Origin of the sequence: Legionella busanensis, assembly GCF_900461525.1 — a bacterium.
Lineage (GTDB): Bacteria > Pseudomonadota > Gammaproteobacteria > Legionellales > Legionellaceae > Legionella_C > Legionella_C busanensis.
On sequence record NZ_UGOD01000001.1, the window covers coordinates 342,501 to 365,548 of the forward strand.

Consider the following 23,048-nt stretch of genomic DNA (forward strand, 5'->3'; position numbering starts at 1 on the left):
GCAGGTACGAAAGTAGGTCTTAGTGATCCGGTGGTTCTGAATGGAAGGGCCATCGCTCAACGGATAAAAGGTACTCCGGGGATAACAGGCTGATACCGCCCAAGAGTTCATATCGACGGCGGTGTTTGGCACCTCGATGTCGGCTCATCACATCCTGGGGCTGAAGCAGGTCCCAAGGGTATGGCTGTTCGCCATTTAAAGTGGTACGCGAGCTGGGTTTAGAACGTCGTGAGACAGTTCGGTCCCTATCTGCCGTGGGCGTAGGAAAATTGAGAGGAGCTGCTCCTAGTACGAGAGGACCGGAGTGGACGAACCTCTGGTGTACCGGTTGTGACGCCAGTTGCATTGCCGGGTAGCTAAGTTCGGACGGGATAACCGCTGAAAGCATCTAAGCGGGAAGCCTCCCTCAAGATGAGTTTTCCCATGAAGCCCGTTGAAGACGACGACGTTGATAGGCAAGGTGTGGAAGTACGGTAACGTATGAAGCTAACTTGTACTAATTGGCTGATTGTCTTGACCATATAACCTGAAGTGCTGTAAACAAGCAACTGACGGCTTAGGTCACACATAAATGCTTGTGACTCGTTAATCTTTACCAGGCTGTTAATCAGCCTTACCGGTTTTCCTGGCGACCATAGCGGTTTGGAACCACCTGACTCCATCTCGAACTCAGTAGTGAAACAGACCAGCGCCAATGATAGTGTGGGGTTTCCCCATGTGAAAGTAGGTCATCGCCAGGGCTTTATTAGTTGTAATTATAGAGAAAAAAGTTATAATACTTCTCTATTAAAAAATATGCTGGCGTAGCTCAGTTGGTAGAGCAACTGACTTGTAATCAGTAGGTCCTGGGTTCGATTCCTAGTGCCAGCACCATATGAAAGTATAAGCGTGCTTTAGTTTATGCACGCTTTTTTTATGGCTTTTGTTTTAGTAGTAAATACTCCAAAGCAATTAAGATCATGAAAAAACTGTAGAATTTGAAAAGCAGTCAGTGATCAGACCACAACTGTCTTTTAGTTTAAGCTAGTCCTCACACTATTGTACTTGACATTAGTCTTTACGTGAAAGAAAATGGCGTTCATTTTGGAGGGGTTCCCGAGCGGTCAAAGGGATCAGACTGTAAATCTGACGGCTCAGCCTTCGAAGGTTCGAATCCTTCCCCCTCCACCAGTTATGAAGAAGTAATAGACAAGCGGGTGTAGTTCAATGGTAGAACTTCAGCCTTCCAAGCTGATAGCGTGGGTTCGATTCCCATCACCCGCTCCAAATTTGTTTGTCAAAACTTCAAACCCAGTCTGATGCTTGCAGGCCCACATAGCTCAGGCGGTAGAGCACTTCCTTGGTAAGGAAGAGGTCACTGGTTCGAGTCCAGTTGTGGGCACCATAATTATGAACTTTCTAAGGGGAGATTTTCCGATGGCGAAGGAAAAGTTTGAACGTAAGAAGCCACACGTGAATGTGGGAACGATTGGTCACGTAGACCATGGTAAGACGACGCTGACAGCAGCGATTACAACGATTATGGCAAAGAAGTTTGGTGGGACAGCAAAAGCCTATGATCAAATTGACGCGGCACCAGAAGAGCGTGAGCGTGGTATTACGATTTCTACTGCGCATGTTGAATATGAATCAGCAAGTCGCCACTATGCACACGTAGATTGTCCAGGGCATGCGGATTATGTAAAGAACATGATTACAGGTGCGGCTCAAATGGACGGTGCAATTTTGGTTGTTTCTGCAGCCGATGGTCCTATGCCACAAACACGCGAGCACATTTTATTATCACGTCAAGTTGGTGTACCTTACATTGTTGTTTTCTTAAACAAAGCAGACATGGTTGATGATGCTGAGTTATTAGAGCTTGTTGAGATGGAAGTTCGTGACTTATTAAGCAGCTATGAGTTTCCTGGTGATGATATTCCAATTGTTGTTGGTTCAGCGTTAAAAGCGCTTGAAGGTGATACCAGTGAGATTGGTGTTGCAGCGATTGAGAAGCTTGTTGATACAATGGATTCTTATATTCCTGAGCCTGTGCGTAACATTGATAAAAGTTTCTTGTTACCCATTGAAGATGTGTTTTCAATTTCAGGACGTGGCACAGTTGTTACCGGTCGAATTGAGAGCGGTATTGTTAAAGTGGGTGAAGAAGTTGAGATTGTTGGTATTCGAGATACCACCAAAACCACTTGTACAGGTGTTGAGATGTTCCGTAAATTACTTGACGAAGGTCGTGCAGGTGATAACGTGGGTATCTTATTACGTGGTACAAAACGTGATGAAGTTGAGCGTGGTCAGGTGTTAGCAAAACCAGGTACTATCAAGCCTCATACTAAGTTTGAAGCTGAAGTATATGTGCTTTCAAAAGATGAAGGTGGTCGTCATACACCATTTTTCAATGGCTACCGCCCACAGTTTTACTTCAGAACTACAGACGTAACAGGTTCTTGTGACCTGCCTGAAGGTGTGGAAATGGTTATGCCAGGTGATAACGTTCAATTGACTGTACATCTGCACTCTCCCATTGCAATGGATGAGGGATTACGCTTCGCAATTCGTGAAGGTGGTCGTACTGTCGGGGCCGGTGTCGTTGCAAAAATTATTGAGTAAGTATGCGGAATGTGAGATAGTAACGTCTCACATTCAATTGTGTTGTTAAGTTAGGCCAGTAGCTCAATTGGCAGAGCGGCGGTCTCCAAAACCGCAGGTTGGGGGTTCGATTCCCTCCTGGCCTGCCAAAAACCATAAAAGTATGAAAAATTCAGCAAATTCTAAAAGTAATTTTAAAGACATTGGTTTGTGGGCAGGAGTAGCAATAGTAACGATTGCTGCATTTCTGTGTACTTATTATTTTAACTTTTCAGCACCTATTAAGGCTATCGTCTGGATCGCCTGGTTTGTATTAGCTGCTCTTCTAGCCTATTTTACTACTATAGGGCATCAAGTTTTTGCTTTCGCTATGGAAGCCAAAGTTGAATTGCTAAAAGTAGTATGGCCTACACGCCAGGAAACTATCCAAACTACATCAATCGTTATGATTATGGTTGCTGTAACAGGTTTTATTCTTTGGGCAATTGATTCTGGTATGATGTGGGCAATTGCTAAAATAACTCATTTAGGTTGATAAACGTGGAAGAGCAGAAATCAAAACAGTGGTATGTAGTTCATGCCTATTCAGGTTACGAAAACTTTGTTATGCGTGAGATAAGAGCGCGTGCCGAGCAGCATGAAATGCAAGATAAAATAGGCGAAGTCGTTGTTCCTTCTGAAGAAGTAGTTGAAATGCGTGCTGGTCAAAAACGTAAAAGTACCCGCAAATTTTATCCTGGCTACGTACTAGTAAATATGATCATGGATGATAAGACATGGCATATGATTCGTAAAATTCCTCGTGTTTTAGGTTTTATTGGTGGGACAGGCCAAACACCAACACCTATATCTGATAAAGAAGCGCGTGCTATACTTCAACGTATTGAAGATGGTGTTACTAAACCTAGACCTAAGATTCTCTTTGAACCAGGCGAAGTTATACGTGTTAAAGAAGGCCCATTTGTTGACTTTAATGGTGTAGTTGAAGAAGTTAACTATGAAAAGAATAGGCTGCGAGTTGCAGTTCTTATTTTTGGCCGTTCAACGCCTGTAGAACTAGAATTTAGTCAAGTAGAAAAAACTTAATTTAATTTCTTAAATTTTTTAAACCTATTTAATTTTACTTAGCTAGCTTACTCAAAAGGTTGGTTAAATAATTTTTGAATAGGTTTAATATATTGTGATATAATACTGCATTTTGTAATCGGGGAGCTTAGGTACTTATTTTAGAGTTACTAAGCGTTAATTAACCCATCAATGGAGTCCTAAATGGCTAAAAAAGTAGAAGCATATATTAAATTGCAGATCCCTGCAGGTAAGGCAAATCCAAGTCCACCAGTTGGTCCCGCTTTAGGTCAGCGTGGTGTTAATATTATGGAATTTTGTAAAGCTTTTAATGCTGCAACTCAAAATTTAGAAGCTGGTTTGCCTACACCTGTTGTAATAACAGTCTATAATGATAGAAGTTTCACCTTTGTAACAAAAACTCCTCCAGCATCTGTTCTAATTAAGAAAGCTGCCGGTATTCAAAGTGGTAGTGGAAACCCAAATACTAAAAAAGTGGGTAAGATTACGCGTGCCCAAGCGGAAGAAATTGCCAAAACAAAAGAACCAGATCTTACAGCAGCGTCATTAGAGGCAGCAGTTCAATGTGTTATCGGAACTGCTAGGAGTATGGGTGTTGAAGTCGAAGGTGTGGAGTAATTTATTATGGCTAAATTAAGCAAAAAGCAGCAAAAAATACGCGAAAAAGTTAAGACAAATTACCTTTATCCTGCTCCTGAAGCGATTGATATTATTAAAGAATTTGCCAGTTCAAAGTTTGAAGAGAGCGTTGATATTAGCGTTAATCTAGGTGTTGATCCTCGTAAATCGGATCAAGTTGTACGTACTTCAACTAACTTGCCAAAAGGTACAGGCAAGAAAGTTAGAGTTGCCGTATTTGCCCAAGGTGATAATGCTAAAAAAGCAAAAGATGCTGGCGCTGATATAGTCGGCTTTGAAGATTTAGCTGATCAGATTAAAGCAGGTGAATTAGATTTCGATGTAGTTATTGCAACACCAGATGCTATGCGTATCGTTGGCCAATTAGGTCAAATTTTAGGGCCAAGAGGCTTGATGCCAAATCCTAAAGTCGGCACTGTAACGATGAACGTTGAAGCTGCGGTTACTGATGCAAAAGCTGGTCAGGTTCGTTATCGTACCGATAAAAATGGTATAATTCATTGTACAGTAGGTAAAGTTCATTTTTCAGCAGAAGATTTAATAGAAAATATTGCTGCCTTAATCGCTGACTTAAAGAAAGCAAAACCTGCTTCGTCAAAAGGCGTTTATCTTAAGAAAATTACACTTTCATCTACCATGGGGCCTGGGTTACCTATTGATCTTGCATCAATACCTGTGTAACATACAACGCCCTTAAATCCGCTTTCACGGCATAGACATGGTTCGATGCCGTCGAAGACCGCAGGTGCTAGTATTTAGCTTAATCTCCTGCGCAGACGGTGAACCGGCTTTGGTATTTACCTTAGACGGCCACCATAACTGTCAAATCATTTTTGATTTGAACAACTAAGGAGGTCATTAACGTGACGATAACTTTAGCTGCAAAAAAGGCCGTTGTTGAAGAGGTAACAGAAGTTGCTTCTAAAGCTGTATCGGCTGTAGTTGCTGATTATCGCGGTTTGACTGTGAATCAAATGACTCAATTACGAACGGAAGCTCGAAAGTCAGGTGTGTATTTACGTGTTGTTCGTAACACGCTTACTCGCCGTGCTTTCGAAAACACTCAGTTCTCTTGCCTAAGCGATAAATTGGTTGGTCCTTTATTTATAGCACTTTCGCTAGAGGCCCCAAGCGATGCGGCACGTTTGCTAAAAGAGTTCGTAAAGACATTTGAAAAGCTTGAAATCAAAGCATTATCTGTAGGTGGGAAAGTCTATGAACCAGCTCAACTTGAAGCGGTCGCTAGCTTACCTACACGTGATGAAGCATTAGCTAAGCTAATGTATGTGATGAAAGCACCAGTAGAGAAATTTGTTCGTACTCTTGCAGAACCTCATGCCAAGTTGGTGAGAACAATCGCTGCAATTAAAGATCAAAAAGAACAAACTGCATAATCTAATATAATTTATTAACTAGGAGCTAGAAATGGCTGTTTCAAAAAATGAGATTCTTGACACTATCTCAAACATGACTGTTATGGAAGTGGTAGAGCTTATCGAAGCAATGGAAGAGAAATTTAATGTTTCTGCAGCTGCTGCAGCTGTTGCTGTCGCTGGTCCTGCTGCTGCTTCTACTGCTGCTGCAGAAGAAAAAACTGAATTTAACGTAGTTATGACAAGCTTTGGTTCTAACAAAGTAGGCGTAATTAAAGTTATTCGTACTATTACAGGTCTTGGCTTAAAAGAAGCTAAAGATTTAGTTGAAGGTGCTCCATCTACTGTTAAAGAAGGGGTATCAAAAGACGAAGCTGCTGATATCAAAAAACAACTCGAAGAAGCTGGCGCTGCTGTCGAAGTTAAGTAATATTGTTATAATTTTTCAAACCCAGCCATGTTTACATGGCTGGGTTTATCTGTTTGATATTATCAATAATTTACAGAGGAATCACCATGGCCACTGCAAAAGCTACCCCTCAATACTATTCCCATGCTGAGCAAAAACGATTTCGCAAAAGCTTTGGTAGGCAGGCTGATAAAATGGCTATTCCCAACCTGCTTGATATTCAGCTGAAATCTTATGCGGATTTTTTAAAGGCTGATTCAAATTCAAATTTATACCAGAATACAGGTCTTCATGCAGCCTTTTTATCAGTTTTCCCTATACACAGCTTTTCAGGTAACGCAAAACTCGAGTACGTAAGTTATAAGTTAGGCGAACCTGCATTTGATGTTCGTGAATGTAAATTACGTGGTTTAACTTATTCAGCACCTTTACGAGTAAAAATTAGACTTGTTGTTTTAGATAAAGATGCTCCAGGTGAGCCAAAACCAATCAAAGATATACGTGAACAAGACGTATTTATGGGTGAAATTCCCTTAATGACTGATGTAGGTACGTTTGTAATTAATGGTACAGAGCGGGTAGTGGTTTCCCAGCTCCATCGATCTCCTGGTGTAATATTTGAGCATGATAGAGGTAAGACTCATTCATCAGGAAAATTATTATATTCAGCAAGGATTATTCCTTATCGTGGTTCATGGCTAGACTTTGAGTTTGATCCTAAAGATTGTGTTTTTGTAAGAATTGATCGCCGACGTAAGTTACCCGTTACTATTTTACTTCGTGCTTTAGGTTACGAAGTTGAAGAAATACTGACAGAATTTTTTGAAACAACAGTTTGTACATTAAAAAATGGTGAATTTCATATTAATTTAATTCCTTCACGTTTACGTGGAGAAATTGCTTCTTTTAACATTAATGTTCCTGATACAAATGAACTAATCGTAGAACAAGGTCGTCGGATTACAGCGCGCCATATTCGATTAATGGAAAAGAGTAGTATGCAAGATCTTGTTGTGCCACATGATTATTTAGTTGGTAAGATACTTGCAAAAAATATTATTAATACTGAGACAGGTGAAATGTTAGCGCAAGCTAATGATGAAGTAACTTCTGAGTTGCTTGATCAGTTAGCAGAACAAGGCATTTTAACCTTCGATATGATTTACACCAATGATTTAGATCATGGTTCTTATATTTCAGATACATTAAAAATTGATCCTACTACGAATCAATTAGAAGCGTTAGTTGAAATTTATCGTATGATGCGTCCTGGTGAGCCACCTACAAAAGAAGCAGCTGAAGCTCTCTTTAAGAATTTGTTCTTCGCTGAAGATCGCTATGATCTTTCTGCCGTAGGTCGTATGAAGTTTAATCGCCGTGTTGGTCGCAAAGACGATACAGGTCCAGGTACCCTTACTAAAGAAGATATCCTTGCTGTTATTAAGACACTTATTGATATTCGTAATGGTATTGGTATGGTGGATGATATTGATCACTTAGGTAATCGCCGAGTAAGAAGTGTAGGCGAGATGGCTGAAAATCAATTTAGAGTTGGATTGGTTCGTGTAGAACGTGCCGTTAAAGAACGCTTAAGTTTGGTAGAATCAGAAAACTTAATGCCACAGGATTTAATTAATGCTAAACCTGTTTCGGCTGCTATTAAAGAATTCTTTGGCTCAAGCCAACTTTCTCAATTTATGGATCAAGTAAATCCTCTTTCTGGGGTAACACATAAACGCCGTGTTTCAGCATTAGGCCCTGGTGGTTTAACGCGTGAGCGTGCAGGTTTTGAAGTGCGTGACGTACATACAACCCACTATGGTCGTGTATGTCCAATTGAAACCCCTGAAGGCCCGAATATCGGTTTGATTAATTCACTATCAGTTTATGCTCGTACTAATGATTATGGCTTTATTGAAACGCCATGTCGTAAAGTGGTTGACGGACGAGTTACTGACGAAATTGAGTATTTATCAGCGATTGAAGAAGTTGATCAGTATATTGCGCAATCAACAGTAGCTGTTGATGAAAAGGGTAATATTACTGCTGATTTAGTACCATGTAGACATCAGAATGAGTTTTCATTAACTACCCCTGATAAAATTAACTATATGGATGTTTCACCTAAGCAGATTGTATCCGTAGCTGCCTCATTAATTCCTTTCCTTGAGCATGATGACGCGAACCGAGCTTTGATGGGTTCAAATATGCAGCGCCAGGCTGTACCGACTTTACGCTCTGAAAAACCGCTAGTTGGGACGGGTATGGAACGCACAGTAGCTTCTGATTCTGGTGTCTCCGTAGTTGCTAAGCGGGGTGGTATTATTGATTTAGTAGATGCCTCAAGAATCGTTGTTCGTGTTAATGATGAAGAGACGAGTGCTGGCGAAACTGGCGTAGACATCTATAATTTAACTAAGTACTTCCGTTCCAATCAGGACACTTGTATTAATCAGCGTCCAATTGTAGCGAAAGGAGATAAGATACGTCGTGGTGATGTATTGGCTGATGGCCCTTGTACAGATATGGGCGAATTGGCCTTAGGTCAAAACCTGCTTGTAGCCTTTATGCCTTGGAATGGTTATAACTTTGAGGATTCCATATTAATTTCAGAAAGAATTGTTCAAGAGGAGCGGTTTACAACTATCCATATCGAAGAGCTAACTTGTATAGCACGTGATACCAAATTAGGTACCGAAGAAATTACCGCGGATATCCCTAATGTTGGTGAATCGGCCTTAGCTAGCCTTGATGAATCTGGTGTTGTTTATATTGGCGCAGAAGTTAATGCCGGTGATATTTTAGTTGGTAAAGTAACACCAAAAGGTGAAACCCAGCTTACGCCAGAAGAAAAACTACTTCGTGCTATTTTCGGTGAAAAAGCGTCTGATGTAAAAGATTCTTCTCTACGAGTTCCTTCTGGTATGAATGGTACAGTAATAGATGTACAGGTATTTACGCGCGATGGTCTCGAAAAAGACGAGCGGGCGAAAAGTATTGAAGAAGAACACTTAGCACGTGTGCGTAAGGACTTAATCGATGAGCGACGTATTCGTGAAGAAGATATCTATCATAGGGTGTTTAATTTATTGCTAAATAAATCTGCCACAGGTGGCCCAAGCAATATTAAAGCAGGCACTAAAATCTCGGAAGATTACCTAAACTCAATTACTAGAGAGAAATGGTTTGATATTCGAGTTGACGATGATGCAATAAGCCAACAACTAGAGCAACTTTCTAAGCAGCTTGAATTGTTGAGCAAAGAAATGGAAAAACGCTTTAATGATAGTCGTAAAAAAATAGTTCAAGGTGATGATTTAGCACCAGGCGTCTTAAAGATTGTTAAAGTTTACCTTGCTGTTAAACGTCGTATTCAGCCAGGTGATAAAATGGCAGGACGGCATGGAAATAAAGGGGTAATTTCAATTGTGGTCCCTGTTGAAGATATGCCTTATATGGAAGATGGTACAGCTGTAGATATTGTATTAAATCCACTTGGCGTACCTTCTCGGATGAATATTGGACAGGTTTTAGAGACTCACTTAGGTCTCGCAGCAAAAGGATTAGGTAATCGAATTGCTAACTTAATTGACGAGGAGCGTCCTCTTAAAGAGATACGCAACTTTTTAGATGAGATTTATAACCATGATGGAATGCAGCGAGTGAATTTAGACTCTTTAAATGAAAGTCAATTAAAATTGCTGGCTGATAATCTAAGAAATGGTGTACCGATGGCAACGCCGGTATTTGATGGTGCTTCAGAAGCTGAAATTAAATCGATGTTAGAACTTGCTGGCCTACCAGCTGATGGTAAAACAACATTAATTGATGGGCGAACTGGTCGTAAATTTGATAACCCAGTAACGGTTGGTTACATGTACATGCTAAAGCTCAACCACTTAGTTGATGACAAAATGCATGCTCGTTCTACTGGATCTTACAGCCTTGTCACCCAGCAACCATTAGGTGGAAAAGCACAATTTGGTGGTCAGCGGTTTGGGGAAATGGAAGTTTGGGCGCTTGAAGCATATGGTGCTGCTTATACGTTACAAGAAATGTTAACAGTTAAATCAGACGATGTCGGAGGACGAACTAAGATCTATAAAAATATAGTTGATGGTGATCATCGTATGGATCCTGGAATGCCCGAATCCTTCAATGTGTTATTAAAAGAGATTCGAGCTCTAGGTATTGATATTGAATTAGACCATGACTAATTACTCAGTGATGTATTCTGACAACTAATTTTTGGAGGCATAGATTTGGCTACTCTAAGCGGTAATCCCATGAGAAAAGCACCGGTAATGAGTGACTTACTAGGTATTCTTAAACAGCAAGGTCAAAGTGAAGAATTTGACGCAATTAAAATTGCACTGGCTTCGCCTGATTTAATACGTTCTTGGTCGTATGGTGAAGTAAAGAAACCAGAAACAATTAATTATCGGACTTTTAAACCAGAGCGAGATGGTTTATTTTGTGCAAAGACATTTGGACCTATTAAAGATTATGAGTGCTTATGTGGAAAATATAAGCGCTTAAAACACCGTGGTGTAATCTGTGAAAAATGTGGTGTTGAGCTTGCATTGGCAAAAGTACGACGTGAGCGTATGGGCCATATTGAATTAGCAAGCCCAGTAGCACATATATGGTTCTTAAAATCATTACCTTCTCGGATTGGTCTACTACTTGATATGACTTTAAGAGACATTGAGCGTGTTCTTTACTTTGAAGCGTTTGTTGTTGTTGATCCTGGCATGACAGAATTAGAACGTAGGCAATTGTTAAATGATGAAGCCTACTTAGAAGCCATGGAAGAGTACGGTGATGAATTTGACGCACGCATGGGTGCTGAAGCAATCCGTGAATTGCTTCGTCAAATTGATTTAGAAGAAGAAATTAAATCATTACGTGAAGAGCTACCATTAACTAATTCTGAAACTAAAGTTAAGAAAATTACTAAACGATTAAAGCTACTTGAGGCTTTTTATGAATCGGGTAATAAACCAGAGTGGATGATTATGGATGTCTTACCGGTTTTACCACCGGATTTACGTCCATTAGTACCGCTCGATGGTGGTCGTTTTGCAACATCTGACTTAAATGATTTATATCGTCGAGTTATTAACCGTAATAATCGTTTAAAACGCTTATTAGACCTTAATGCGCCTGATATCATTGTCCGCAATGAAAAACGTATGTTACAAGAATCTGTAGACGCTCTACTTGATAATGGTCGTCGTGGTCGTGCTATTACTGGTACCAATAAACGACCTTTAAAATCGTTAGCAGATATGATTAAAGGAAAGCAAGGTCGTTTCCGCCAAAATCTGTTAGGTAAGCGTGTTGATTATTCCGGTCGTTCAGTTATCGTTGTTGGACCTACTTTACGTCTACATCAATGCGGTTTGCCAAAGAAAATGGCTTTAGAGCTCTTTAAACCGTTTATTTTTAGTAAGCTCGAATTTAGAGGCTTAGCTACTACCATTAAAGCAGCTAAAAAAATGGTAGAAAGAGAAGAACCTGTTGTTTGGGATATTCTGGAAGACGTTATTCGAGAGCATCCAATCTTATTAAACCGGGCACCAACTTTACACCGCTTAGGTATTCAAGCGTTTGAGCCTGTACTAATTGAAGGAAAAGCTATTCAGCTGCATCCGCTAGTTTGTACAGCTTATAATGCTGACTTCGACGGTGACCAGATGGCTGTGCATATTCCACTTACTCTAGAAGCACAGCTAGAAGCTCGTTCTTTAATGATGTCGACTAACAATATATTATCACCAGCTAGCGGTGAGCCAATTATTGTACCTAGTCAGGACGTTGTTTTAGGTCTCTACTATTTAACTCGCGAGCGTGTTAATGCGAAAGGCGAAGGTAAATTCTTTGCTAGTGCGCAAGAAGCACAGAATTTCTATGAAGCTGGCCTCATTGATTTACATGCAAAAGTTAAAATTCGCATGCCTGTAGAAGTAGAAGAAGAAGGTGGCGATGAGGGTGAGGGCGAAGAAGGAAGTGGTGAACGTCGAGTTAAATATGAACTTATCGAAACAACTGTAGGCCGAGGCATTTTATCAGATATTTTGCCAAAAGGTATGTCATTTGATCAAATTAATCGTCCTATGACCAAAAAGGCAATATCAAAAGTAGTTGATAGTTGTTATCGCAAATTTGGCTTAAAAGAAACAGTTATTTTTGCTGACCAACTGATGTATATGGGCTTTAAATTTGCAACCCGAGCCGGGGCATCTATTGGTATTGAAGATATGGAAATACCAGAAGATAAAGCCAATATTATCGAGCAAGCAGATAATGAAGTACGTGAAATCGAGTCCCAATATCGCTCAGGTTTGGTAACAAACGGGGAGCGTTACAATAAAGTTATCGATATATGGTCGCGTACAAATGAAATGGTTGCCAAATCGATGATGACTCGCATTGCAACAGAAGAAGTAGTTGATGGTGAAGGGAAAACCATAAGACAAGCTTCATTTAATCCAATCTTTATGATGGCTGACTCAGGTGCGCGGGGTTCTGCAGCACAGATTCGACAGCTAGCAGGTATGCGTGGATTAATGGCTGCGCCCGACGGTTCAATCATTGAGACTCCTATTACTGCGAATTTCCGAGAAGGTCTAAATGTCTTCCAATACTTTATTTCGACCCACGGTGCTCGTAAAGGTCTAGCGGATACAGCATTAAAGACTGCGAACTCAGGTTACTTAACTCGGCGCTTAGTTGATGTGGCGCAAGACGTAGTAATTACTGAAGAAGATTGCGGTACAGATCAGGGCATCCTTATGCAGCCGCTAATTGAAGGCGGGGATATTGTTGAGCCTTTACATGAGCGCGTTCTAGGTCGTGTTGTTGCTAAAGATGTTTACATTCCAAATCAAAGTGAGCCTATTGTAACAGCCGGCACTCTTTTAGATGAAGAGTTAGTTGAAAAACTTGAACGTTACAGTGTTGATCAGGTACTTGTTCGCTCACCAATAGAATGTAAAACACGTTTTGGACTTTGTGCTAAATGCTATGGTCGTGATCTAGCTAGAGGACACTTAGTTAATACTGGTGAAGCAGTAGGTATTATTGCGGCACAGTCAATTGGGGAACCTGGTACTCAGTTAACCATGAGAACCTTCCACATTGGGGGAGCGGCCTCAAGAGCAACTGCAGCTAACAATATTCAAATTAAAAATAAAGGTGTTATTCGTTTACATAATATTAAAACTGTAACACATGCTAATGGTAATCTTGTTGCTGTATCTCGCTCAGGTGAAGTGTCTATCGTTGACGATTTTGGCCGAGAGAGAGAGCGCTACAAGCTGCCTTACGGAGCGGTATTGACTGTACAAGATAATACAGCTGTTGAAGCAGGCCAGATTATTGCAAGCTGGGATCCACATACCCACCCTGTTATCTCTGAAGTTAGTGGACGATTGAAATTTATTGACCTTATTGAAGGTATAACAATGAATCGTCAAACTGACGAAATTACAGGATTAAGCAACATCGTAGTAACGGATGCTAAACAACGAAGTGCCTTAGGCCGAGATATGCGTCCAATGGTGAAGTTAGTATCTGATGACGGTGAAGAAATTTTCTTGGCAGGTACGAATGTACCGGCTCAATATTATTTGCCAGTAGATGCAATCATTAACTTTGAGGATGGTAGTGAGGTAGGTGTAGGGGACGTTATTGCCCGTATACCACAAGAACGCTCTAAGACTCGTGATATCACAGGGGGCTTACCTCGAGTAGCTGACTTGTTTGAAGCACGTAAACCTAAAGATGCTGCTGTAATGGCTGAAATTTCAGGAATAGTGAATTTTGGTAAGGAAACAAAAGGTAAGCGTCGCCTAATTATTACTGAGTCAGAGAATAAATCACATGAAGAGCTCATACCTAAGTGGCGTCATATATCAGTATTTGAGGGTGAACATGTTGAGCGTGGTGAGATTATAGCTGAAGGCCCATTAAATCCACATGATATCTTACGACTATTGGGTGTAGGCGCATTAGCAAATTATATTGTTAATGAAGTGCAGGACGTATATCGGTTACAAGGTGTAAAAATTAATGATAAGCATATTGAAACGATCGTTCGACAAATGCTGCGTAAACGTGTAATTACCTACGCTGGTGACTCCAAATTCCTGGTTGGTGAACAGGTAGAAGAAAGTGTGATGTTGCAAGAAAATGATAAACTTGCAGAAGCAAACAAGGAGCTAGCAAGAGGAATACCAATATTGTTAGGTATTACAAAAGCTTCTTTAGCAACAGAATCCTTTATCTCTGCTGCATCCTTCCAAGAAACAACTCGCGTATTAACTGAAGCAGCAGTGAGTGGAAAGGTGGATGATTTACGTGGGTTAAAAGAAAATGTTATGGTTGGTCGTCTAATTCCGGCAGGAACTGGATATACCTATCATCAAAAACGAAAAGCAAAACGTGCAAAAGTGGCAGGAAATGAGCATAATACGCATACAGTGACTGCAAGTGACGTGGAACATGCACTTAGCGAAGCATTGAATGCTGATAATCATGATCATTAATTCGGATTAAACAATAGCAGATTTGCTTGACAAATCTGCTATCCCTATATAGAATCCGGCCTCCTTATGCATTCGAAATATGACCAAAAAAATTCGGAGTTAAGAATAAATGGCTACTATTAACCAGTTAGTAAGAAAGCCTCGGGTACAAGCAAAAAAGAAAAGTAATGTCCCTGCGCTAGAATCATGTCCCCAACGTCGTGGCGTATGCACACGTGTCTATACAACTACACCCAAAAAACCTAACTCAGCGATGCGTAAGGTAACTCGTGTTCGGCTCACAAATGGTTTTGAAGTAACTTCCTATATTGGTGGTGAGGGACACAATTTACAGGAGCACTCTGTAGTGCTAATACGAGGTGGACGTGTTAAAGACTTACCAGGTGTGCGCTATCATACTATTCGTGGAAGTCTAGATACCTCAGGTGTCAATGATCGTAAGCAAGGACGTTCTAAATACGGAACCAAAAAGCCCAAAGATAAGAAATAATTGATAGTAGGAATGTGAAATGCCTAGAAGAAGAGAAGTCCCTAAACGCGAAATTTTGCCTGATCCAAAATATCATAGTGAATTATTGGCGAAATTTATCAATGTATTAATGGTAAGCGGTAAAAAATCAACTGCTGAAAAAATTATATACGGTGCCTTAGCCCAATTAGCTGATCGAGTTAAAAAAGCGAAAAAGCATGATGAAGAAGGCGGTGAAAGTGGCAGTGCTACTGGTACAAACCTCGTCTTACGATATTTTGAGCAAGCACTTGATAATGTTAGGCCTACTGTTGAAGTTCGTTCACGACGAGTAGGTGGCGCAACTTATCAAGTTCCAGTTGAAGTTCGTACCGATCGTAGCATAGCTTTGGGTATGCGTTGGATTGTTCAAGCTGCTCGTTCACGTGGTGAAAAAGGAATGATGCTACGTTTAGCTGGCGAACTTATGGATGCTTATGAAAATAAAGGCTCTGCTGCTAAGAAACGTGAAGATACTCATAAAATGGCTAAAGCTAACCAAGCTTTTGCACATTTTAGATGGAACTAAGAGAGGTAATCCGTGTCTACTCCATTAGAACTTTACAGAAATATAGGAATTGCGGCTCACGTTGATGCTGGTAAAACCACCACAACTGAGCGCGTCTTATTTTATACAGGTATGTCCCATAAAATTGGTGAGGTTCATGATGGCGCTGCAACAATGGACTGGATGGTCCAGGAGCAGGAGCGCGGTATTACTATAACATCTGCGGCTACCACTTGCTATTGGCAAGGCATGGATAAGCAATATCCCAAACACCGTATTAATATTATTGATACCCCCGGGCACGTAGACTTTATGATTGAAGTAGAGCGCTCTCTACGTGTTCTTGATGGTGCAATTGTTGTATTTGATGCTGTATCAGGTGTGGAACCTCAATCAGAAACAGTATGGCGCCAAGCTGATAAATACGGTGTGCCCAGAATTGTATTTGTAAACAAGATGGATCGCATGGGGGCTAATTTCTTACGGGTAGTTAGCCAAATTAAACAACGCCTTGGCTCAAATCCAGTAGTTTTACAACTACCCATTGGTTCAGAAGACGCTTTTGTTGGTGTAATTGATTTGATTAAAATGAAAGCGATTCACTGGGATGAAGAAAGTAAAGGAATGTCGTTTGAATATAAAGATATTCCAGCAGAAATGTTATCTCAGTGCGAAGAGTATAGAGCTAAAATTATTGAAGCTGCAGCTGAAGCTACTGAAGAATTGATGGAAAAATATTTAGAAGGCGAAGAATTTAACGAAAAAGAAATAAAAGATGCTCTTCGTCAACTTACAGTGACTAATAAAATTGTACCTGTTTTTTGTGGTTCAGCTTTTAAAAATAAAGGTGTTCAAGCAGTGTTAGATGGCGTTGTTGACTATCTGCCATCACCAATCGATATCCCTGCAATTAAAGGTCATGATGAAGATGGTGATGAAGTAAATCGTAAAACTTCTTATGATGAACCATTTTCTGCACTTGCGTTTAAGATTGCAACAGATCCTTTTGTGGGTACACTAACTTATTTTCGTGCTTATTCAGGCGTGCTTAAAAGTGGTGATACCATTTATAATTCTGTAAAAGGTAAAAAAGAACGTATCGGCCGTATATTGCAAATGCATGCTAACTCACGTGAGGAAATCAAAGAAGTACGAGCAGGAGACATTGCAGCAGCAGTAGGACTAAAAACAGTAACGACCGGTGATACGCTGTGTGATATTGATAAACCCGTAATACTTGAACGCATGGATTTCCCGGATCCAGTAATTGCAGTGGCTGTAGAGCCAAAAACTAAAGCTGACCAAGAGAAAATGGGAATTGCCTTAGGTAAACTAGCCCAGGAAGATCCATCTTTCCGTGTTCATACCGATGAAGAGTCAGGTCAGACAATTATTGAAGGTATGGGCGAGCTTCATTTAGAAATTATTGTTGATCGCATGAAACGTGAATTTAACGTTGAAGCAAATGTTGGTAAACCACAAGTAGCTTATCGAGAAACAATTAAGCAGTCAGTCGAGCAAGAAGGCAAATTCGTACGTCAATCAGGTGGTCGTGGTCAGTATGGTCATGTTTGGCTTAAAATTGAGCCGCAAGAACAAGGTAAAGGGTATGAGTTCGTTAACGCTATTGTTGGTGGTGTAATACCAAAAGAATATATTCCAGCAGTAGATAAAGGTGTTCAGGAACAATTACAAAATGGTGTTATTGCTGGCTACCCTGTTGTTGATGTAAAAGTAACTCTATTTGATGGTTCATATCATGAAGTGGATTCAAGTGAAATGGCATTTAAAATTGCTGGTTCACAATGCTTCAAGCAAGGAGCTCTTAAAGCAAAACCAGTTCTTCTTGAACCAATAATGAGTGTTGAAGTTGTAACTCCTGAAGATTACATGGGCGATGTGATGGGCGACTTAAATCGCCGAAGGGGTATGGTACAAGGTATGGAAGATTCACCAGCTGGTAAGATAATTCGAGCAGAAGTTCCGTTAGCTGAAATGTTTGGCTATGCAACTGATGTCCGTTCTATAAGCCAGGGTCGTGGAACATTTTCTATGGAATTTGCACGATACGCTGAAGCGCCTTCGAATATTGCTGAAGCGATAATTAAGAAACAATAAGTTACGAGGTATTGAAATGGCGAAGGAAAAGTTTGAACGTAAGAAGCCACACGTGAATGTGGGAACGATTGGTCACGTAGACCATGGTAAGACGACGCTGACAGCAGCGATTACAACGATTATGGCAAAGAAGTTTGGTGGGACAGCAAAAGCCTATGATCAAATTGACGCGGCACCAGAAGAGCGTGAGCGTGGTATTACGATTTCTACTGCGCATGTTGAATATGAATCAGCAAATCGCCACTATGCACACGTAGATTGTCCAGGGCATGCGGATTATGTAAAGAACATGATTACAGGTGCGGCTCAAATGGACGGTGCAATTTTGGTTGTTTCTGCAGCCGATGGTCCTATGCCACAAACACGCGAGCACATTTTATTATCACGTCAAGTTGGTGTACCTTACATTGTTGTTTTCTTAAACAAAGCAGACATGGTTGATGATGCTGAGTTATTAGAGCTTGTTGAGATGGAAGTTCGTGACTTATTAAGCAGCTATGAGTTTCCTGGTGATGATATTCCAATTGTTGTTGGTTCAGCGTTAAAAGCGCTTGAAGGTGATACCAGTGAGATTGGTGTTGCAGCGATTGAGAAGCTTGTTGATACAATGGATTCTTATATTCCTGAGCCTGTGCGTAACATTGATAAAAGTTTCTTGTTACCCATTGAAGATGTGTTTTCAATTTCAGGACGTGGCACAGTTGTTACCGGTCGAATTGAGAGCGGTATTGTTAAAGTGGGTGAAGAAGTTGAGATTGTTGGTATTCGAGATACCACCAAAACCACTTGTACAGGTGTTGAGATGTTCCGTAAATTACTTGACGAAGGTCGTGCAGGTGATAACGTGGGTATCTTATTACGTGGTACAAAACGTGATGAAGTTGAGCGTGGTCAGGTGTTAGCAAAACCAGGTACTATCAAGCCTCATACTAAGTTTGAAGCTGAAGTATATGTGCTTTCAAAAGATGAAGGTGGTCGTCATACACCATTTTTCAATGGCTACCGCCCACAGTTTTACTTCAGAACTACAGACGTAACAGGTTCTTGTGACCTGCCTGAAGGTGTGGAAATGGTTATGCCAGGTGATAACGTTCAATTGACTGTACATCTGCACTCTCCCATTGCAATGGATGAGGGATTACGCTTCGCAATTCGTGAAGGTGGTCGTACTGTCGGGGCCGGTGTCGTTGCAAAAATTATTGAGTGAGTAAGATGAGTAACAATCAAAATATTAAAATTCGCTTAAAGTCATTTGATCATCGTTTAATCGATACATCGACTCGCGAAATTGTTGAAACAGCAAAGCGTACAGGGGCTCAAATTAGGGGCCCTATTCCCCTTCCTATTAAGAAGGAAAAATTCACTGTATTGATTTCGCCACATGTTAATAAAGATGCACGCGATCAATACGAATTACGAACCCACAAACGTCTAGTAGTAATCGTACATCCAACTGAGAAAACAGTGGATGCCTTAATGAAACTAGACCTAGCTGCCGGGGTCGATGTTCAGATAAGCCTAGATGATGAGTAATCATCATAAGGCAATGGATACTAAAGAGGTATTACTATGACGACATTAGGGTTAATTGGCAGAAAGGTAGGAATGACACGTATCTTTACAGATGCTGGTGTTTCTATACCTGTTTCTGTAATAGAGGTACTACCCAACCGGATTTCCCAGTTAAAAACTTTAGAAAATGATGGCTATACTGCTATTCAGCTAACTGCAGGTGAAAAAAAAGCTAGCCGAGTTAGCAAGCCCCTTGCCGGACATTTTGCAAAAGTACAAATTGAGGCAGGAGATGCGGTAGGTGAATTTATTGTACCATCTGTTGATGAATTTCAAGCAGGTCAAGTTATTAATGTTTCTGACATATTTACAAATGGCCAGTTTGTGGATGTGTGCGGAACATCAAAGGGTAAAGGTTTTGCTGGTACTGTAAAGCGTTACAATTTCCGTACCCAAGACGCTACACATGGTAATTCTAGATCACATAGAGTACCGGGATCTATTGGGCAAAATCAGACGCCTGGTAGAGTATTTAAAGGTAAAAAAATGGCTGGTCAAATGGGTAATGTCCGTTGTACCACACAAAATTTAGAATTAGTGCGTGTTGATGCAGAACGTAATTTGCTGCTCATTAAAGGTGCAATTCCTGGTTGTCCAGGTGCTAAAGTGCGCGTAACGCCAGCTGTTAAAAAGAAAGCAAGGGGAGAATAATGGAACTTATTACGAAAGATACCAATACTTCCTTAAAGGTGAACGAGCAAATTTTTGATTACAATTATAATGAAGGTTTAATCCATCAAGCAGTTGTAACTTTCATGAATAATGCCCGTAGTGGTAACAGCGCGCAGAAAACTCGTGCAGAGGTAAGAGGCGGTGGCAAAAAGCCTTGGAATCAAAAAGGAACAGGTAGAGCTCGTGCCGGAACTATTCGTAGTCCATTGTGGCGGAGCGGCGGAGTGACTTTTGCTTCTAAAAAAAGAGATTATAGCCAAAAATTAAATAAAAAAATGTACAAAAGGGCATTACGTAGTATAATCTCTGAACTTTATCGCAATGGTAATCTAATTGTTGTTGATGATTTCCAATGTAACTCACATAAAACTAAAGATTTTATTGCGAAAGTAAGTGAATTTGAACTCACTAATGCATTAATTGTAATGGATGAAATAGGTGAGCAAGAATATTTAGGTTCACGAAATTTAGCTGATTTTGATATTTGTGATGTTATATCTGTAGACCCTGTAAATTTACTACGATTTGAAAAGGTAGTTATGACTAGTGGCGCAGTTAAACGACTTGAGGAGTTATTACAATGAATGCTGAACGCATAATAATGGTTCTGCGTGAGCCCCACACTTCTGAAAAGTCTACAATAATGGCTGAAAAATTTAAGCAATTTACATTTAAAGTATTGCCTACAGCTACTAAGTCAGAGATAAAAAAAGCAGTGGAACAGATGTTTAACGTCAAAGTTAAAAGTGTGTCAGTCATAAATGTTTCTGGCAAGCAGAAACGCTTTAGACAATTACAAGGTAAAAGAAGTGATTGGAAAAAAGCTTATGTTTCTCTGCATGAAAATTATGATATTGACTTTAGCTTGGCAGAATAAGGCAGATTAAGATGGCTCTTTTAAAATCTAAACCCACCTCACCGGGTAAGCGTGGTGAGCTAAAGGTTGTACATCATAATATTCACAAAGGACAACCACATGCCGCTTTAGTTGAAAAATTAAATAAAACTGGCGGACGTAATAATTATGGTCGTATTACCGTTCGTCACATTGGCGGCGGAACTCGATCTAAATATAGAATTATTGATTTTAAACGTAATAAAGATGGTGTTGAAGCTAAAGTTGAACGCTTAGAATACGATCCTAATCGCTCAGCTCTTATTGCTCTTATTGTGTATAATGATGGGGAACGACGTTATATTATTGCTCCCTCTAATTTAGAAGTTGGAGCTGTTGTTGTAAGTGGTGAAGATGCCCCAATTAGTGTAGGTAATTGCCTTCCTCTTCGTAATATCCCTGTGGGTACTACTATTCATTGCGTAGAATTAAAACCTGGAAAAGGTGCACAGCTTTTACGTAGTGCAGGTTGTAGTGGGCAGATTGTTGCTAAAGAAGGTGTTTATGCCACATTGAAATTACGATCTGGTGAAATGCGCAAAGTGTTAACTTCATGTCGAGCAGTCATTGGTGAAGTTAGTAATAGCGAACATAGCTTACGTAGTCTTGGAAAAGCCGGTGCAAAACGTTGGCGTGGTATTAGACCGACTGTGCGCGGGGTAGCTATGAATCCAGTTGATCATCCTCATGGAGGGGGCGAGGGAAGGACTTCAGGCGGCCGTCATCCAGTAACACCTTGGGGTGTTCCTACTAAAGGGTACAAAACTAGGAGCAATAAGCGGACTGATCGCTTTATTGTAAGACGACGCAAAAAGAAATAATTAGTTAAGAGGATATTAAGGTGCCACGTTCCATAAGAAAAGGTCCATTTATAGATCGACACTTATTAAAGAAAATAGAATTGGCGAATCAGACAAAGTCTAAAAAACCGATTAAAACTTGGTCTAGACGTTCGACAATTATTCCTGAAATGATTGAACATACTATTGCTGTTCATAATGGTAAAGTACATGTTCCTGTCTATATTACTGATAATATGGTCGGTCACAAGTTAGGTGAGTTTGCTATGACTCGAACATTTAAAGGGCATTCTGGTGACAGAAAGGCTAAAGGTAAATAAGAGGTCATGATGGAAGTTACAGCTAAATTAAGTAATGCACCTCTATCTGCCCAAAAAGGTAGATTGATTGCGGATCTAATTCGTGGTCTAAGTGTTTCAAAGGCACTCGATGTATTGCGCTTCACTCCAAAAAAGGGTGCAAAGTATATGTTAAAATTATTAGAGTCAGCGATTGCTAATGCTGAAAATAATAATGGTGCTGATATTGACGAGCTAAAAGTTGGAACTGTCTGTGTGGATGAGGCTGCTACTTTTAAAAGAATTAGTCCACGTGCCAAAGGAAGAGCAAATCGCATTTGCAAACGCAATTGCCACATTTTAATTAAAGTATCTGACGGGGTATAGCATAATGGGACAGAAAGTAAACCCAATAGGTATTCGTTTAGGTATTACTAAAGACTGGAACTCTAAATGGTACGCCAGTAAAACGTTTGCCAAATTATTAAACGAAGATATTAACTTAAGAAAAGATCTCAAGAAAAAATTTATGGGCGCTGCCGTCAGCCGTATTCGAATTGAAAGACCAGCTAATAACGCCGTAATTACTATCTATAGTGCTAGACCTGGTGTACTAATTGGTAAAAAAGGTGGTGGTATTGAGGGTCTACGCAGTGAGATCGCAGCTAAGTTAAACGTACCTGTTCATTTGAATATTGAAGAAGTTCGAAAACCTGAACTAGATTCTGTTTTAGTTGCAGAGAGTATTGCTCAACAATTAGAACAGCGAGTGATGTTTAGAAGAGCAATGAAGAGGGCTGTAACTTCGGCTATGAAAGCTGGCGCGAAAGGAATTAAAATTTGCGTTAGTGGCCGTCTTGGCGGAGCTGAAATTGCTCGTAGCGAATGGTATCGTGAAGGACGAGTTCCCTTACATACTTTTCGAGCAGACGTTGATTATGGTACTGCAGAAGCAAAAACAACTTACGGTATTATTGGTGTTAAAGTATGGATCTTTAAAGGTGAAGTACTACCACAAAAAAATCGTAACGTTGAAAGCAGTAAATGAATGA

At 40.3% G+C, this 23,048-nt stretch carries 21 protein-coding genes, 5 tRNA genes and 2 rRNA genes (1 of these 28 only partly in view); all 28 read left to right on the plus strand.

Annotated elements, in window-relative coordinates; genetic code table 11:
* Positions 1-521, plus strand: a 23S ribosomal RNA gene (locus tag DYH30_RS01560); it begins 2,382 nt to the left of the window's first position.
* A gap of 103 nt (positions 522-624) precedes the next feature.
* Positions 625-740: ribosomal RNA gene (gene rrf, locus DYH30_RS01565) — 5S ribosomal RNA — on the plus strand.
* Between the two features lie 57 nt (positions 741-797).
* Positions 798-873 (plus strand) — tRNA-Thr (locus tag DYH30_RS01570).
* A gap of 212 nt (positions 874-1,085) precedes the next feature.
* Positions 1,086-1,170: transfer RNA gene (locus DYH30_RS01575), tRNA-Tyr, on the plus strand.
* Positions 1,171-1,192: 22 nt separating this feature from the next.
* Positions 1,193-1,266: transfer RNA gene (locus DYH30_RS01580), tRNA-Gly, on the plus strand.
* A gap of 42 nt (positions 1,267-1,308) precedes the next feature.
* Positions 1,309-1,384: transfer RNA gene (locus tag DYH30_RS01585), tRNA-Thr, on the plus strand.
* Between the two features lie 32 nt (positions 1,385-1,416).
* Positions 1,417-2,607, plus strand: coding sequence for an elongation factor Tu (gene tuf / locus DYH30_RS01590; RefSeq protein ID WP_160116135.1), 1,191 nt, complete (start codon positions 1,417-1,419; stop codon positions 2,605-2,607).
* A 52-nt stretch (positions 2,608-2,659) separates the two neighbouring features.
* Positions 2,660-2,735 (plus strand) — tRNA-Trp (locus DYH30_RS01595).
* Between the two features lie 14 nt (positions 2,736-2,749).
* Entirely contained in the window at positions 2,750-3,121 is a 372-nt protein-coding gene (gene secE, locus DYH30_RS01600; RefSeq protein ID WP_115329888.1) for a preprotein translocase subunit SecE, read from the plus strand.
* Positions 3,122-3,126: 5 nt separating this feature from the next.
* Complete coding sequence (gene nusG, locus DYH30_RS01605; protein WP_165482196.1) at positions 3,127-3,672, plus strand: transcription termination/antitermination protein NusG; 546 nt, start codon at positions 3,127-3,129, stop codon at positions 3,670-3,672.
* A 183-nt stretch (positions 3,673-3,855) separates the two neighbouring features.
* On the plus strand, positions 3,856-4,290 hold the full coding sequence (gene rplK, locus DYH30_RS01610) for a 50S ribosomal protein L11 (RefSeq protein ID WP_115329892.1): 435 nt from the start codon (positions 3,856-3,858) through the stop codon (positions 4,288-4,290).
* Between the two features lie 6 nt (positions 4,291-4,296).
* The gene (gene rplA / locus DYH30_RS01615) at positions 4,297-4,992 is read left to right on the plus strand and encodes a 50S ribosomal protein L1 (protein WP_115329894.1); all 696 of its coding nucleotides are present in this window, start codon (positions 4,297-4,299) and stop codon (positions 4,990-4,992) included.
* Between the two features lie 182 nt (positions 4,993-5,174).
* Positions 5,175-5,705, plus strand: a complete 531-nt coding sequence (gene rplJ, locus DYH30_RS01620; protein WP_115329896.1) for a 50S ribosomal protein L10 — start codon at positions 5,175-5,177, stop codon at positions 5,703-5,705.
* Positions 5,706-5,736: 31 nt separating this feature from the next.
* The gene (gene rplL, locus DYH30_RS01625) at positions 5,737-6,114 is read left to right on the plus strand and encodes a 50S ribosomal protein L7/L12 (protein WP_115329898.1); all 378 of its coding nucleotides are present in this window, start codon (positions 5,737-5,739) and stop codon (positions 6,112-6,114) included.
* A gap of 86 nt (positions 6,115-6,200) precedes the next feature.
* Positions 6,201-10,310 carry a DNA-directed RNA polymerase subunit beta gene (gene rpoB, locus DYH30_RS01630; protein ID WP_115329900.1) on the plus strand — a complete coding sequence of 1,370 codons (4,110 nt, stop codon included), beginning with the start codon at positions 6,201-6,203 and terminating at the stop codon, positions 10,308-10,310.
* 87 nt (positions 10,311-10,397) lie between these two features.
* Complete coding sequence (rpoC, locus tag DYH30_RS01635; protein ID WP_165482197.1) at positions 10,398-14,645, plus strand: DNA-directed RNA polymerase subunit beta'; 4,248 nt, start codon at positions 10,398-10,400, stop codon at positions 14,643-14,645.
* Between the two features lie 109 nt (positions 14,646-14,754).
* Positions 14,755-15,135, plus strand: coding sequence for a 30S ribosomal protein S12 (gene rpsL / locus DYH30_RS01640; protein ID WP_115329904.1), 381 nt, complete (start codon positions 14,755-14,757; stop codon positions 15,133-15,135).
* 19 nt (positions 15,136-15,154) lie between these two features.
* On the plus strand, positions 15,155-15,682 hold the full coding sequence (gene rpsG, locus DYH30_RS01645) for a 30S ribosomal protein S7 (protein WP_115329906.1): 528 nt from the start codon (positions 15,155-15,157) through the stop codon (positions 15,680-15,682).
* A gap of 12 nt (positions 15,683-15,694) precedes the next feature.
* Positions 15,695-17,779 carry an elongation factor G gene (fusA, locus tag DYH30_RS01650; protein ID WP_115329908.1) on the plus strand — a complete coding sequence of 695 codons (2,085 nt, stop codon included), beginning with the start codon at positions 15,695-15,697 and terminating at the stop codon, positions 17,777-17,779.
* Positions 17,780-17,795: 16 nt separating this feature from the next.
* Positions 17,796-18,986, plus strand: coding sequence for an elongation factor Tu (tuf, locus tag DYH30_RS01655; RefSeq protein WP_115329910.1), 1,191 nt, complete (start codon positions 17,796-17,798; stop codon positions 18,984-18,986).
* Between the two features lie 5 nt (positions 18,987-18,991).
* Positions 18,992-19,312, plus strand: a complete 321-nt coding sequence (gene rpsJ, locus DYH30_RS01660) for a 30S ribosomal protein S10 (RefSeq protein WP_115329912.1) — start codon at positions 18,992-18,994, stop codon at positions 19,310-19,312.
* Positions 19,313-19,348: 36 nt separating this feature from the next.
* Positions 19,349-20,002 carry a 50S ribosomal protein L3 gene (gene rplC / locus DYH30_RS01665; protein WP_115329914.1) on the plus strand — a complete coding sequence of 218 codons (654 nt, stop codon included), beginning with the start codon at positions 19,349-19,351 and terminating at the stop codon, positions 20,000-20,002.
* Positions 20,002-20,607 (plus strand): 50S ribosomal protein L4, encoded by a 606-nt coding sequence (gene rplD, locus DYH30_RS01670; protein WP_115329916.1) that lies wholly within the window; start codon positions 20,002-20,004, stop codon positions 20,605-20,607. Before rplC ends, rplD begins: the two co-directional genes overlap by 1 nt.
* Positions 20,604-20,900, plus strand: coding sequence for a 50S ribosomal protein L23 (gene rplW / locus DYH30_RS01675; RefSeq protein ID WP_115329918.1), 297 nt, complete (start codon positions 20,604-20,606; stop codon positions 20,898-20,900). The genes rplD and rplW overlap by 4 nt, the downstream gene beginning before the upstream one ends.
* A gap of 11 nt (positions 20,901-20,911) precedes the next feature.
* Positions 20,912-21,739: a 50S ribosomal protein L2 gene (gene rplB / locus DYH30_RS01680; protein WP_115329921.1), complete on the plus strand. Its 828-nt coding sequence runs from the start codon at positions 20,912-20,914 to the stop codon at positions 21,737-21,739.
* A 20-nt stretch (positions 21,740-21,759) separates the two neighbouring features.
* Complete coding sequence (rpsS, locus tag DYH30_RS01685) at positions 21,760-22,038, plus strand: 30S ribosomal protein S19 (RefSeq protein ID WP_115329923.1); 279 nt, start codon at positions 21,760-21,762, stop codon at positions 22,036-22,038.
* A gap of 9 nt (positions 22,039-22,047) precedes the next feature.
* The gene (gene rplV / locus DYH30_RS01690) at positions 22,048-22,383 is read left to right on the plus strand and encodes a 50S ribosomal protein L22 (RefSeq protein WP_115329925.1); all 336 of its coding nucleotides are present in this window, start codon (positions 22,048-22,050) and stop codon (positions 22,381-22,383) included.
* Between the two features lie 4 nt (positions 22,384-22,387).
* On the plus strand, positions 22,388-23,044 hold the full coding sequence (gene rpsC / locus DYH30_RS01695; protein ID WP_115329927.1) for a 30S ribosomal protein S3: 657 nt from the start codon (positions 22,388-22,390) through the stop codon (positions 23,042-23,044).
* Positions 23,045-23,048: the final 4 nt, after the last annotated feature.

Bases quoted from the DNA above. Each gene is read 5' to 3' on its own strand.
- secE (WP_115329888.1), top strand. From the start codon at position 2,750: ATGAAAAATTCAGCAAATTCTAAAAGTAATTTTAAAGACATTGGTTTG.
- rpoC (WP_165482197.1), top strand. From the start codon at position 10,398: ATGAGTGACTTACTAGGTATTCTTAAACAGCAAGGTCAAAGTGAAGAA.
- rplL (WP_115329898.1), top strand. From the start codon at position 5,737: ATGGCTGTTTCAAAAAATGAGATTCTTGACACTATCTCAAACATGACT.
- tuf (WP_160116135.1), top strand. From the start codon at position 1,417: ATGGCGAAGGAAAAGTTTGAACGTAAGAAGCCACACGTGAATGTGGGA.
- rplD (WP_115329916.1), top strand. From the start codon at position 20,002: ATGGAACTTATTACGAAAGATACCAATACTTCCTTAAAGGTGAACGAG.
- rplB (WP_115329921.1), top strand. From the start codon at position 20,912: ATGGCTCTTTTAAAATCTAAACCCACCTCACCGGGTAAGCGTGGTGAG.
- rpsL (WP_115329904.1), top strand. From the start codon at position 14,755: ATGGCTACTATTAACCAGTTAGTAAGAAAGCCTCGGGTACAAGCAAAA.
- rpsC (WP_115329927.1), top strand. From the start codon at position 22,388: ATGGGACAGAAAGTAAACCCAATAGGTATTCGTTTAGGTATTACTAAA.
- rpsG (WP_115329906.1), top strand. From the start codon at position 15,155: ATGCCTAGAAGAAGAGAAGTCCCTAAACGCGAAATTTTGCCTGATCCA.
- rpoB (WP_115329900.1), top strand. From the start codon at position 6,201: ATGGCCACTGCAAAAGCTACCCCTCAATACTATTCCCATGCTGAGCAA.
- rplW (WP_115329918.1), top strand. From the start codon at position 20,604: ATGAATGCTGAACGCATAATAATGGTTCTGCGTGAGCCCCACACTTCT.
- rplK (WP_115329892.1), top strand. From the start codon at position 3,856: ATGGCTAAAAAAGTAGAAGCATATATTAAATTGCAGATCCCTGCAGGT.
- rpsJ (WP_115329912.1), top strand. From the start codon at position 18,992: ATGAGTAACAATCAAAATATTAAAATTCGCTTAAAGTCATTTGATCAT.
- tuf (WP_115329910.1), top strand. From the start codon at position 17,796: ATGGCGAAGGAAAAGTTTGAACGTAAGAAGCCACACGTGAATGTGGGA.
- rplA (WP_115329894.1), top strand. From the start codon at position 4,297: ATGGCTAAATTAAGCAAAAAGCAGCAAAAAATACGCGAAAAAGTTAAG.
- rplV (WP_115329925.1), top strand. From the start codon at position 22,048: ATGGAAGTTACAGCTAAATTAAGTAATGCACCTCTATCTGCCCAAAAA.
- rplC (WP_115329914.1), top strand. From the start codon at position 19,349: ATGACGACATTAGGGTTAATTGGCAGAAAGGTAGGAATGACACGTATC.